This is a genomic window from Arthrobacter hankyongi, assembly GCF_022012395.1.
Taxonomy (GTDB): domain Bacteria; phylum Actinomycetota; class Actinomycetes; order Actinomycetales; family Micrococcaceae; genus Crystallibacter; species Crystallibacter hankyongi.
Genome location: NZ_JAKLTQ010000022.1, coordinates 54,761 through 67,308 on the forward strand (window position 1 = coordinate 54,761; position 12,548 = coordinate 67,308).

Below are 12,548 nucleotides of genomic sequence, written 5' to 3' on the forward strand. Positions count from 1 at the left end.
CCTAGTGCCTCCGGCCGGGCAAGAATAATGGTGCCGAACCGGGAGCGCCTCTCGGCGAAAGGCCGCTCGAAGCGGCTATTTGTTGGAGCCCGGGGCTTCCACGGTCCGACACCACTTTCAGTCTTCTACGCCTCCAAGACGATGTCAACCGGCGTGGAATTCCACGAAAAACCTTGGCAAACAGGCTGGAATTGCCGTCCGGACAGGGCTAGCATGCCCCGCGGGCGGCGGGTCCGGGACGGGGGAACCGGACCGGTACCGGTCCGGTTCGGGCTCAGTCCAGCTGGCCCCGGCGCCAGGCTTCGGCGGCGGCCTCGAGGTCTTCGGCCGTCTTGGTCAGCAGATGGGAACTGCGCGTGAGCTTGGTGCCGTGCTTCTCGCTCGAGGCATCTGCGGCGTCCGCATGGTGGGTCTGGCCCAGGGCCACGACGCGGCAGAACGCCGCCGAACGCTCCAGCGCGACGTCGAAGTCGCCGTCGAACGCGCCGGACAGGATGGCGTCCGCCATCGCCTTGACCTCGTCCGCCCCGGGGGGCTCGGCGACGCCCGCCACCACCTTGGATACCGGCGCGGCTTCCTTGCCCGCCTTGAAGAAGGCCGCCATCTTGTCCGGATTCTGCTGGGTGGCCGCGCGCAGGGCGTACAGCCGCCACAGGACACCGGGCAGGGAACGGGGCGGGCTCTCCGCCCAGATCTCCGCGATGGCCTCCAGGCCCTGCTGGTCGGCCAGCTTCACGAGCCGTTTGGTGACCTCGGGGTCGTCCGATTCACGGCCGCGGTGCACCAGCGCCTGGGCGGCCAGATGGGCCGCCTCGGACACCCGTGCCGGATCCGCCCCGCCGGTGAAAATTTCGAAATCCAGCGGGGCGAACGGCTTGGGCTTGTGCTGCCGCGGAGCCGGGGTTCCATTATTTCCGCTCATGCCTCGACCATACTCCTGCGCCTTTGACCCGGTCGAGGGAGCCAAAAGGTCCCGGGGCCGGCCGGGCGTGCGCTACAGTATTAACCGGCCCAATGGGATGCAGGCGCAGAACGCCTGTGCCCGGAACGGCCGGCGGGCCTTTAGCTCAGTTGGTAGAGCATCGGACTTTTAATCCGCGGGTCGCGGGTTCGATCCCCGCAGGGCCCACCGCGCAGGTGCCCGTGGCCGGACGATATGTCCGGCCACGGGCACTTTTTCATTGCCGCCGGTTCCGCCGTCCATCCGGAGCCGGCCCCCTTTATCTCTGGCGGTTGGCGTCAGATACTGAGGTGAACCGGGTCCCGGCGCGCAAGGCGGGTCCCGGATGGTCCGTGCGACAGATCCCCAAGGAGGCAGCCGTGGAAACCCGCGAACTGGCCGCAACCCTCGCTGACGACTCGGTACGGCTGGTACGGCACTGGCTCGACGAAGCCTCCCACATTCCGGTGGATGCCTCGGCCCGGCAGCTGGCCGGCGTGCTCCGGGATCCCCACGGACTGGAGTTCACGGTCGGCTTCGTGGACGGGGTGATCCGGCCCGAGGACCCGGCGGTCGCGGCCCGGAACCTGGCCGCGCTGGCCCGCAGGGTGCCGGCCTTCCTGCCCTGGTACCTGCGCGGTGCCGTGCGCGTGGGCGGGGCGCTGGCCCCGGTGCTGCCCGGCGTCGTGATTCCCGCCGCCCGCCGGGCGCTGCGCGAAATGGTCGGGCACCTGATCGTGGACGCCTCGGACGCCAAACTCGGCCCGGCCATCGCGAAGATCCGCCGGGCGGACGTCCGGCTGAACATCAACCTGCTCGGCGAGGCCGTCCTGGGCGAGCGCGAGGCCGGCCGCCGGCTCGAGGGCCTCCACCGCCTGCTCGCCCGCGACGACGTGGACTACGTCTCGGTCAAGGTCTCGGCCGCCGTCGGCCCGCACGCGCCGTTTGCCTTCGAGGAGGCCGTGGCACATACGGTGGCGAAGCTAAGTCCGCTCTTTGCCCGGGCCGCGGCGGGGCCCGCGCCCAAGTTCATCAACCTGGACATGGAGGAGTACAAGGACCTGGAGATGACCATCGCGGTCTTCACCAGGCTCCTGGACCAGCCCGAATTCAAGCAGCTCGAGGCCGGGATCGTGCTGCAGGCCTATCTGCCGGACGCCCTGTCGGCGATGATCCGGCTGCAGGAGTGGGCCGCGGCGCGCACCGCGGCCGGCGGGGCGCCGATCAAGGTCCGGGTGGTCAAGGGCGCGAACCTGCCGATGGAGCACGTCGAGGCGTCCCTGCACGGCTGGCCGGTGGCGACCTGGGGGAGCAAGCAGGACACGGACACCAACTACAAGCGCGTGATCAATTACGCCCTGGACCCCGGGCGCATCAGGAACGTGCGGATCGGGGTGGCCGGGCACAATCTGTTCGATGTCGCCTTCGCCTGGCTGCTGGCCAAACGGCGCGGGATCGAGTCCGGCGGGCACGGGGGCCTCGAGTTCGAGATGCTGCTGGGCATGGCGCAGTCCCAGGCCGAGGCGGTCAGGCGCGATGTGGGGTCGCTGCTGCTCTACACCCCGGTGGTCCACCCGGCCGAGTTCGACGTGGCCATCGCCTACCTGATCCGCCGGCTGGAGGAGGGGGCGAGCCGGGAGAACTTCATGTCCGCGGTGTTTGAACTTTCCGAGGACGAGGCACTCTTCGAGCGCGAGAAGCAGCGCTTCCTGGCCTCGCTGGCCAACCTCGACGACGAGATCCCGGCCCCGAACCGCAGCCAGGACCGCAGCCGGCCGGAGGAACCCGCGCCGCCGCACGGATTCCGCAATACCCCGGACACCGACCCGTCCCTGCCGGCCAACCTGGCCTGGGGCCGGGCCATCCTGGACCGGGTCCCGGGCTCGACCCTGGGCAAGGACGCCGTCGCCGCCGCCACCCTGCACGACGCCGAGGCCCTGGACGCGGTGATGGACACCGCCGCGGAGGCCGGCGCGGCCTGGGGCGCCCTGACCGGGGCCAAGCGCGCGGAAATCCTGCACCGGGCCGGGGACCTGCTCGAGGCCCGCCGCGCCGACCTGCTGGAGGTCATGGCCGCCGAAGCCGGCAAGACGCTGGACCAGGGCGACCCGGAAGTCTCCGAGGCCGTGGATTTCGCCCACTACTACGCCGAACGCGCCCGCGAACTGGACGCCGTGGACGGCGCGGTCTTCATCCCGTCCCGGGTCACTGTGGTGACCCCTCCGTGGAACTTCCCGGTGGCGATCCCGGCCGGTTCCACCCTGGCCGCGCTCGCGGCCGGATCCGCCGTCGTGATCAAGCCGGCGCACCCGGCAGCGCGCTGCGGTGCCGTGATGGTCGAGGCCGTTCGGGTGGCGCTGGCGGAGGCCGGCATGCCGCGCGACGTGCTGCGGCTGGTCCAGCTCAACGAACACGGCCTGGGCCGCGAGCTGATCGCGCACCCGGCGGTGGACCGGGTGATCCTCACCGGCGGCTACGAGACCGCCGAGCTGTTCCGCTCCTTCCGCCCGGACCTGCCGCTGCTGGCCGAAACCTCCGGCAAGAACGCGATCATCGTCACCCCGGACGCGGACTTCGACCTGGCCGCCCGGGACGTCGCCTACTCCGCCTTCGGGCACGCGGGCCAGAAGTGCTCGGCGGCCTCGCTGGTGATCCTGGTCGGCTCCGCGGCCCGGTCCCGGCGGTTCCGGAACCAGCTGGTGGACGCCGTCACCTCCCTGAAGGTTGGCTACCCGCAGGACCCGGCCACCCAGATGGGCCCGGTCATCGAAGCGCCCGCGGGCAAGCTGCTGGCGGGGCTGACCACGCTCGGCGACGGCGAATCCTGGCTGCTCAAGCCGGAGCAGCTGGACGGGACCGGGAAGCTTTGGAGCCCGGGCATCCGCACCGGTGTCCGGCCCGGCTCGCACTACCACCTGACCGAATTCTTCGGCCCCATCCTCGGGGTCATGACCGCCGCGGACCTGGCCGAGGCCGTCGAGATCCAGAACGAGGTGGACTACGGCCTCACCGCCGGCCTGCACTCGCTGGACCGGGAGGAAATCGGCTACTGGCTGGACCATGTCCAGGCCGGCAACCTGTATGTCAACCGCGGCATTACCGGCGCGATCGTGCGGCGCCAGCCTTTCGGCGGCTGGAAGAAATCCGCCGTCGGCCCCGGCACCAAGGCCGGCGGACCCAACTACCTGGTCGGACTCGGGAGCTGGACAAGCGCCCCGGGCGCGGCGGGAACCCCGGTCGCCGATGCCGGCGCGGCCAGGCTGCTGGACGCGGCCAGGAGTTCCGGCGGTGCGATCGAGGCCGCCGGGGTGGCGGGCCTGGAGCGTGCCCTGCGGTCCGACGCCGCGGCCTGGGCGGCCGGTTTCGGCCGCGCGCAGGACGTTTCCGGCCTGGCCGCGGAACGGAACGTGTTCCGCTACCTGCCGCTGCCGGTCACCATCCGGCTGGCCGCGGGCGAACCGCTGGTGAAGCTGGTGCGGGTGCTGGCCGCCGGCGTCCTGGCCGGCTCCGAGGTCACGGTCTCCACCGCCGTCGAACTGCCGGCCTCGCTGAAGGCCGCGGCGGTGGAACTGGGCATCCGGGTGACGGTGGAGGACGACGCGGCCTGGCTGGCCGGCGCCGGCCGGCTGACCGGACGCATCCGGCTGATCGGCGGCGGCGCGCGGGCCCTGGCCGCCGCCACCGGCGGACGGCCGGACCTGGCCGTGTACGCCCACGACGTGACCGAGTCCGGCCGGGTGGAACTGCTGCCCTTCCTGCACGAACAGGCCGTCAGCATCACCGCGCACCGCTTCGGCACCCCCAGCCACCTCTCCGACGGACTGATCTGAGCGGATGCCGGCGAGGGGCACGGTGCGCATTGCCACCTACAACACCAGCCTGTTCCGTGCCGCCGCGGGCGGGTTGCTGGAGGACCTGGCCACCCCGGACAACGCCCAGGCGCGCAGCATCGCCGAGGTCATCCGGCGGGTCGACCCGGACATCCTGCTGCTCAACGAATTCGACTATTCCCCGGGCAGCCCCTCCGGACCGGACCTGTTCCGGGCCAACTACCTGGCGGCCGGCCAGCGGCCGGTGCACTATCCGTACGCCTACACCGCACCGTCCAACACCGGCGTCCCCACGGGTTTCGACCTGGACGGCGACGGCGCGGCGGCCGGGCCGCAGGACGCATTCGGCTACGGCGCGTTCGAGGGCCAGTACGGTATGGTGCTGCTGTCCAAATACCCGCTGGACACCGCCGGGGTGCGCAGCTTCAGGCAGTTCCACTGGCAGGACATGCCCGGAAACCTGATGCCGGAGGGCTTCTACCCGGAACCGGCCCGGGCTCTGCTGCGCCTGTCCAGCAAGTCCCATTGGGATGTGCCGGTGCTGCTGCCCGGCGGCCCGCTGCAGGTGCTGGCCGGCCATCCCTGCCCGCCGGCCTTCGACGGTCCCGAGCAGCGCAACGTCCGGCGCAACCATGACGAGATCCGGCTATGGGCCGACTATGTCTCCGGCGGCGCCCGGGCGTCCTACCTGTACGACGACGCCGGCCGCACCGGCGGCCTGCGGCCGGGGGCGCGCTTCGTGATCCTGGGCGACCTGAACGCCGACCCGCAGGACGGTAGGGCCTGGCCCGGGGCCGCCGGCCAGCTGCTGCGCCATCCGCTCGTCCAGGACCCGCTGCCGGCGTCGGCGGGAGCGGTGGAATCGGCCCGGCTGCAGGCCGGGGCGAATGTGCACCATCTAAGCGACCCGCGGCTGGACACCGCCGACTTCGGCCGGAGCACGGGCAACCTGCGTGTGGACTACGTGCTGCCGTCCAGGGACCTGGCCGTGGCCGGCGCGGGGGTCTTCTGGCCCCGGACCGGCGAGCCCGGTGCCGAGCTGACCGGGCCGTTCCCGTGCGCCACCAGCGACCACCGGCTGGTCTGGGTGGATCTGGCGCTGCCGGGCTGAGGCCGGAACCTACCCGAACTTCCGCCGCGCTGTTAAGCTGGATTGCATGGGAACGCTGGTTTTCAGGTAACCGGGCCGTCGCGCCGGTTCATTCACTACATCAAAAAACCTGCTTGTTGAGGCCGGGCCTGACGAGTTTTCCCTGTTCACAGCAGCCGAAGCAGGCGCCGCGCCGCTGCTGCGCCCGCTTTTTTGGAAACTCCCGGCCCCACGGGCAACCGGAAGGGGAGGACCATGACCGTTTACGAACGTCCGGAACATCCGGACCAGCAGCCGAGGATCCAGCTGGCGCCGGCCGCGGCGGAAAAGCTGGGCGGGGCACCGCACCGCCAGCCGGAAGCCGGCGGAACCGCCGAGGCCGCCGCCGCCTGGCACAGCCTGGGCCACAGCCACCGGCCCACCCGCGCCAGCGGGCGGCAGGGCCCCGGCGAGAAGAAGGTCCGCTGGTACGGCTGAGGCCGTCCCGGCAGAACCAGCACTACCAGCGGAAATAATCGAAAGCGGCGTGTTGTGCCCGGGACACCGGGCGCACACGCCGCTTCGTTGTGCTGTCGTGTTGTGCCATGCGGCGGAGCCGCTGGACGCTACTCCGCGTCGTGGTCCGTCTCGAGGACCTTGACCAGCGTGTCCAGCGCTTCGTCCGCCCCCGTACCCTCGGCGCGGAGCACCACCTGGGTGCCGAATTCCGCGCCCAGGCTCATCAGGGACAGGATGCTCGAGGCGTCCATCGCCTCGTCCTCGGGCGCCCCGGCCAGCGCAATGGTCACCTCGACGGGCTGCTCGCCGGCCGCTTCGGCGAAGATGGCGGCGGGACGGGCGTGCAGGCCGACGCGGCTGGCAATGGTGGCGGTACGTTCGGGCATGGTTTCTCCTTAGGGTGGGGCGGGCAGTCAGAGCCCGAGGGTGTCAAGGACAGGAAGCTTGGACCGTACGGCGGCCCGGGCCTCGGCGGCGGTGTCCGCGGACAGCGCCAGCCCGGCCAGATCGCGGGCCTGATCCAGCGTCACGCTGCGCAGCACGGCGGCGACGCCGGGCAGCGCCCGGGCGGTCATGGACAGGGTGCTGACGCCCAGGCCCACCAGGACGACGCCGAGGGCGGGGTCCGCGGCGGACTCGCCGCAGACCCCGACCGGCTTGGGCGCCTGGCCGGTACCGCCCAGCCGGGCGCCGTCGACGGTGGCCTGGACCAGGCGCAGCACGGCCGGCTGCCACGGGTCGTTCAGGGCGGCGAGCGGGCCGAGCTGGCGGTCTGCGGCCATCGTGTACTGCGTCAGGTCGTTGGTCCCCAGCGAGGCGAACTCCACCCGCTTCAGGATGCTGCCGGCCGTCAGCGCCGCGGACGGGACCTCGACCATGACACCGGAGGTGTCCAGCCCGGCGGCGGAGCAGAGCCCGGCGAAGTGGCCGGCTTCCTCCGCCGTGGCGATCATCGGCGCCATCACCCAGACGACGGCGGTGCTTTCCGCCGCGGCTTGGGCGATGGCCTGCAGCTGGCGTTCCAGCACGCCGGGGGTGGTCCAGTCGGTGCGGTAGCCGCGGACCCCCAGCGCCGGGTTCGGCTCGGTGGCGTCGGTGAGGAACGGCAGCGGCTTGTCCGCACCGGCGTCCAGCGTGCGGACCACCACCTTCTTGCCGGGGAAGGCCTCGAACACCGCCTTGTAGGCCGCGACCTGCTCCGGGATGGTGGGTTCCTCGCTGCGGTTGAGGAAGCAGAACTCCGTCCGCAGCAGGCCCACGCCCTCGGCTCCGGCGGCGGCCGCGACGGCTGCCTCCTCGCCGCCGCCCACATTGGCCAGCAGCGGCACCCGGTGTCCGTCCGCCGTCGTGCCGCTGCCATCGAAAGGCGGCAGGGTGGCGCGGGCGGCGTAGTCGGCCGCCGCGGTGCGCTCGGCCTCGCCCGGATCGGTGATTACCAGGCCGGCGGCGCCGTCCACGTAGACCTCCAGGCCTTCCTCGAGCTCGGTAGCCCCGGTGGCGGCGACGACGGCGGGCAGGCCCAGCGCGCGGGCGATGATGGCCGTGTGCGACTGCGGTCCGCCGCCGGCGGTGACCAGGGCGATGACCCGGTCCGGATCCAACGTGGCGGTGTCCGCCGGGGCCAGGTCCTCGGCCGCGAGGATGATCGGCCCTGCCGAGTCCGGGATGCCCGGGGCCGGGTCCCCACGCAGCTCGGCCACGATCCGGGCCCGCACGTCCAGGACGTCGGCGGCCCGTTCGGCCATGTAGCCGCCGAGGGCCTTGAGCTGGTCCGCGACCTGGCCGCCGGCGTCCCAGACGGCCCGTTCGGCGCTGCGGCCGGCGGCGAGCAGTTTGGCGGCGGACTTGATCAGCATCGGATCCGCAGCCATCAGGGCGGTGGCCTTGAGGACTTCCGCCGCGTCGCCGTGGGCGGTTTCGGCCCGGGCCTTGAGCAGGGCCTGGACGGCTTTGGCCGCCGCCTTGATCCGCTCGGTTTCCGCTTCGGCCGTGGCGGCGTCGGGAATGCGGCTGTCCGCTGCCGGTTCGGCGACGGCCGGGGGCATCTGCATCACGGGGCCGATCACACGGCCGGCGCTGACGCCCACTCCGGTAATGCTGGTCATGGCTTTCCTCGCTATTGTCGGGAGATCCACAGTATGGTCCGCTGGAACGGCTGGCTAGACCGCCGGCTGGCGGCCGCCGGCGCCGGCGGCAACCGGGGTGCCGGCCGCGGTTTCGGGACGCTCGGCGCGTGCGACAGCGTAGCGCTTCAGGGCGAGGACGACCAGTGCCGTGATGACCATGCCGACCAGGATGGAGACCACGAACATCAGCAGGTTGCCGATCGCGAAGAAGACGAAGATGCCGCCGTGCGGGGCCTGGGACGTGACGCCCGCGGCCATGCAGAGCCCGCCGGTCACCGCGCCGCCGATCATGCTGGCGGGGATCACGCGCAGCGGATCCGCCGCGGCGAACGGGATGGCGCCCTCGGAGATGAACGAGGCACCGAGCAGCCAGGCGGCCTTGCCGTTTTCACGTTCGGCCAGCGAGAAGCGGCGGCGGTCCAGCACGGTGGCCAGGGCCATCGCCAGCGGCGGCACCATGCCGGCGGCCATCACTGCGGCCATGATCTGGTAGGGGGCCTGGTTGGTGAGGCTGCCCGCGCTCAGGCCGGCGACGGCGAAGGAGTAGGCCACCTTGTTCACCGGGCCGCCCAGGTCGAAGCACATCATCAGGCCCAGGATGACGCCCAGGACCACCGCGGACGTGCCGGTCAGGCCGGAGAGCCAGGCGTTCAGCCCCGCGGTCAGCGCCGCGATCGGCCCGCCGATGAAGAGGAACATGGCTCCGGAGGCCACGATCGAGGCCAGCAGCGGGATGATCACCACGGGCATCAGGCCGCGCAGCCAGCGCGGCGCAGGCAGTGTCGTGAGCCAGTGGGCGAAGAAGCCGGCAATCAGGCCGCCGACCATGCCGCCGATGAAGCCGCCGCCCATGAACACCGCGGCGGCGCCGGCGGTGAAGCCCGGGGCAATGCCCGGCCGGTCCGCCAGGGCGTAGGCGATGTAGCCGGCCAGCGCCGGGACCAGGAACGCCATGGACAGGGCGCCGATCTTGAACAGCACCGCGCCCAGGTAGAGGCCCAGGCCGCCGTCGGGCAGGTTGAACAGCGTGTTGGCGCCCAGGATGGTGTCCGCCTTGCCGTTCAGGGCGATGTCGTATCCGCCGAGCAGGAAGCCCAGCGCGATCAGCAGGCCGCCGCCGGCGACGAACGGGATCATGTAGCTGACGCCGGTCAGCAGGGCGCGCTTGAGCTTGCCGCCGAAGCTTTCGCCGGCCGCGGCGCCTACGTGCTCGGAGATATCCGCGGTGGAACTGACCCGGCGGGCGTTGGGATTGTCCGCGGCGGCCAGGGCTTCGCGGACCATCACGTCCGGTTCGTCGATGGCCCGCTTGACCGGGGACTGGATGACCGGCTTGCCGGCGAACCGCTCCTTCTCGCGCACATCCACGTCCACGGCGAAGATGACGGCGGAGGCCGCCTCGATCACCGCCGGATCCAGCGGGGTGGCGCCGGCCGATCCCTGCGTCTCCACCTGCAGGTCGATCCCGGCCTCCTTGGCGGCGGCGGTCAGCGAGTCCGCGGCCATGTAGGTGTGGGCGATGCCGGTGGGGCAGGCGGTCACGGCCACGAGCGAACGCGGCCGGTTCGGATCGACGGCGGTCTGGGCGGCATGCTTGCCGCCGGCGGCTTCGGCGGCAGCCCCCTCGGCTGCCGGGGCGGCGGCTGCGGCCGCCGGGGCGGCCGAGGCTTCGGCGGCGGGCTTGTCCGCGAGTGCGCCGTCGACCAGGGCCACGACTTCCTCGGCGGAACCGGCGGCGCGCAGTGCGGCGGTGAAGTCCTTCTTGATCAGCGAGCGGGCCAGCTTGGCCAGCAGCTTCAGGTGCTCCTGGTCGGCACCGGCCGGCGCGGCGATGAAAAAGACCAGATCCGCGGGGCCGTCCTTGGCGCCGAAGTCGACCGGCGGGTCCAGCCGGACCATGGCCAGGGTCGGTTCCAGCACGGCCGCGGAGCGGCAGTGCGGGATGGCGATGCCGCCGGGGACGCCGGTGGCGGTCTTCTGCTCGCGGGCGAGGGCATCGGTGTAGAGGCCGTCGAATTCGCTTGCGCGGCCGTTGTCGACCACGATCTGGGTCAGTTCCCGGATGACCTCGGCGGGACTGGCACCGAAATTGCGGTCCAGGGTGACGAGTTCCGGGGTGATGAGGCTGGACATAGGTATTTTCCTTGTCTTCCTTTGTTTACAGCGGGTTAGAGGGCCGTGACGAGGACGGCGTCCGGCGTGGTCTGGGTGAGGGCGGGCAGCGTGGTTCCGGGCAGGGATGCGGCGGCGGCCCCGTGGGCTACCGCTTGGCGGAGGCAGTCCGGAGCGGAGTCGCCCCGGCTGTGCGCCAGCAGGTAGCCGGCGAGCGAGGAATCCCCGGCGCCGACGGTGCTGCGCGCGGTGATCGGGGCGTGGGTGGCAAACCAGGACCCGGCCGGGGTGGCCAGCACGGCGCCCTTGGACCCGAGGGTGGCCAGCACGGCGCCGGCCCCCTCGTCCAGCAGCAGCTTGGCGGCGGCTGCGGCAAGCGCCGGGTCCGCCTCCAGGGCTGCCTCGTCGTGGCGGCCGGTGAGCTCGGCCAGTTCCTCGGCATTGGGCTTGAGCAAATCCGGTACCGCGTCCGGTCCGCCGGCGAAGAGGGCCCGCAGGGGCTCTCCCGAGGTGTCCACCGCGATGCGCGGTGCCCGGCCGCCAAGCTCGGCGCGGACGCGGGCCGTCAGCGCGGCGTAGAAACCGGCCGGCACACCGGGCGGCAGGGAACCGGCCAGCACGAGCCAGGCGGCGCCGTCGGCCTTGTCCACGACCGCGGCGGCGAGCTGGTCCTGCTGCTCGGGGGAGATGGCGGGACCGGGCTCGTTGATCTTGGTGGTGGTGCCGTCCGGTTCGGTGAGGGTGATGTTGCTGCGCAGGTCCGCCCCGATCGGTACCGCCTGGTGGGGCAGGCCGTCCAGCCGCAGCCGGACGGTGACCTGGTCCTCCGGGTCGCCGGGCAGGACGGCCAGGGTGGCCAGCCCGGAGGCGGCCAGCACCCGCGAGACATTCACCCCCTTGCCGGCGGCCTGCCGGGTAGCGGAGACGGCGCGCTGCACCCCGCCGCGGGCCAGCGGGGCGGCCAGCTCCACCGTGCGGTCCAGGCTTGGATTGGCCGTGAACGTGATGATCATGCGAGGACTACCTCCACATCGGCCAGGTCCAGGGCCCGGGCCAGTTCGGGATCCGGTTCGGCGTCGGTGACGAGGGTGTCCACGTCGTCGAGCGGCGCGAACCGGACCAGGGTTTCTTCGCCCAGCTTCGAGGAGTCCGCCAGCACCACCACCCGGCGGGCGGCGGCGACGATGGCGGCCTTGACCGCGGCTTCGAGCGCATCCGGGGTGCTCAGGCCGAACCCGGCATCGATGCCGTTGGCGCCGATGAAGGCGATGTCCGGGCGCAGCGAGCGGAACTGCTCCACGGCGCGGGCCCCGATGGCCGCGCTGGTGAGCCCGCGCACGCGGCCGCCGATGGTTTCGAGCTGGAGCCGCGAGCCCATCGAGACCTTGTAGGCGATGGGCAGCGCATGGGTAATGACCAGCAGCTCCTCCGTGCGGGAGGCCGGCAGCTCGGTGGTGAGCAGCTCGGCCAGCAGCTCGGTGGTGGTGCCGGCATCCAGGATCATCGAGGCGGCCCCGGCTGGGACCAGTTCCAGGGCCTTGCGGGCGATCCGCAGCTTGCGGTCGTGGTGCAGCAGCTGGCGGGTGCCCAGGCTCTGCTCGGAGGTGCTGGCCTTGCCCGCGGCGACGGCGCCGCCGTGGACCCGGCGCAGGGTGCCGTAGCTTTCGAGGGCGGCCAGGTCGCGCCGGACCGTCTCCTTGGTGATGTCGAAGCGGCCGGCCAGTTCGGCCACGCTGACGCGGCCCTGCGCGGCAACAAGCTCACCGATCTGGCGGTGGCGTTCTTCGGCGAACATGTTCCCCTTTTCCGGTTTTCCGTTGCTTGGATGGTGGCCGCTCCCGCCCCGCAGGGTGGGTGTGAGGTGGGCCACATCGAAAGTGTTCCATGACTTTATCTTTGTTTATTTCCGATTGTCAACCAAAACCAAACAAAACGCAGAAAACCGGGCTTCC

9 protein-coding genes and 1 tRNA gene are annotated in these 12,548 nt (G+C 71.8%); 4 read left to right on the forward strand and 6 right to left on the reverse strand.

From position 1 onward, the window contains the following. Positions 1 to 274: 274 nt before the first annotated feature. Positions 275 to 922, reverse strand: coding sequence for a hypothetical protein (locus tag LVY72_RS20430; RefSeq protein ID WP_237825973.1), 648 nt, complete (start codon positions 920 to 922; stop codon positions 275 to 277). Positions 923 to 1,056: 134 nt separating this feature from the next. Here LVY72_RS20430 and LVY72_RS20435 point away from each other — a divergent pair. The 4 genes from LVY72_RS20435 (at position 1,057) to LVY72_RS20450 (ending at position 6,337) form a co-directional block, all read left to right on the forward strand. Beyond that, positions 1,057 to 1,129 (forward strand) — tRNA-Lys (locus LVY72_RS20435). A gap of 191 nt (positions 1,130 to 1,320) precedes the next feature. Beyond that, on the forward strand, positions 1,321 to 4,770 hold the full coding sequence (locus LVY72_RS20440; RefSeq protein WP_237825976.1) for a bifunctional proline dehydrogenase/L-glutamate gamma-semialdehyde dehydrogenase: 3,450 nt from the start codon (positions 1,321 to 1,323) through the stop codon (positions 4,768 to 4,770). A gap of 4 nt (positions 4,771 to 4,774) precedes the next feature. Continuing rightward, complete coding sequence (locus tag LVY72_RS20445) at positions 4,775 to 5,881, forward strand: endonuclease/exonuclease/phosphatase family protein (RefSeq protein WP_237825978.1); 1,107 nt, start codon at positions 4,775 to 4,777, stop codon at positions 5,879 to 5,881. A 234-nt stretch (positions 5,882 to 6,115) separates the two neighbouring features. Next, entirely contained in the window at positions 6,116 to 6,337 is a 222-nt protein-coding gene (locus LVY72_RS20450) for a hypothetical protein (protein WP_237825979.1), read from the forward strand. 128 nt (positions 6,338 to 6,465) lie between these two features. Here the strand turns inward: LVY72_RS20450 and LVY72_RS20455 are convergent, their stop codons facing one another. Genes LVY72_RS20455 through LVY72_RS20475 form a run of 5 tightly spaced genes read right to left on the reverse strand, consistent with a single transcriptional unit; the run spans position 6,466 to position 12,391 of the window. Next, entirely contained in the window at positions 6,466 to 6,744 is a 279-nt protein-coding gene (locus tag LVY72_RS20455) for an HPr family phosphocarrier protein (protein ID WP_237825980.1), read from the reverse strand. A gap of 27 nt (positions 6,745 to 6,771) precedes the next feature. After that, the gene (gene ptsP, locus LVY72_RS20460) at positions 6,772 to 8,463 is read right to left on the reverse strand and encodes a phosphoenolpyruvate--protein phosphotransferase (protein ID WP_237825981.1); all 1,692 of its coding nucleotides are present in this window, start codon (positions 8,461 to 8,463) and stop codon (positions 6,772 to 6,774) included. A gap of 54 nt (positions 8,464 to 8,517) precedes the next feature. Continuing rightward, positions 8,518 to 10,617, reverse strand: coding sequence for a PTS fructose transporter subunit IIABC (locus LVY72_RS20465; protein ID WP_237825982.1), 2,100 nt, complete (start codon positions 10,615 to 10,617; stop codon positions 8,518 to 8,520). A gap of 35 nt (positions 10,618 to 10,652) precedes the next feature. Beyond that, entirely contained in the window at positions 10,653 to 11,609 is a 957-nt protein-coding gene (locus LVY72_RS20470) for a 1-phosphofructokinase family hexose kinase (RefSeq protein ID WP_237825983.1), read from the reverse strand. After that, complete coding sequence (locus LVY72_RS20475; protein ID WP_237826028.1) at positions 11,606 to 12,391, reverse strand: DeoR/GlpR family DNA-binding transcription regulator; 786 nt, start codon at positions 12,389 to 12,391, stop codon at positions 11,606 to 11,608. Before LVY72_RS20475 ends, LVY72_RS20470 begins: the two co-directional genes overlap by 4 nt. Positions 12,392 to 12,548: the final 157 nt, after the last annotated feature.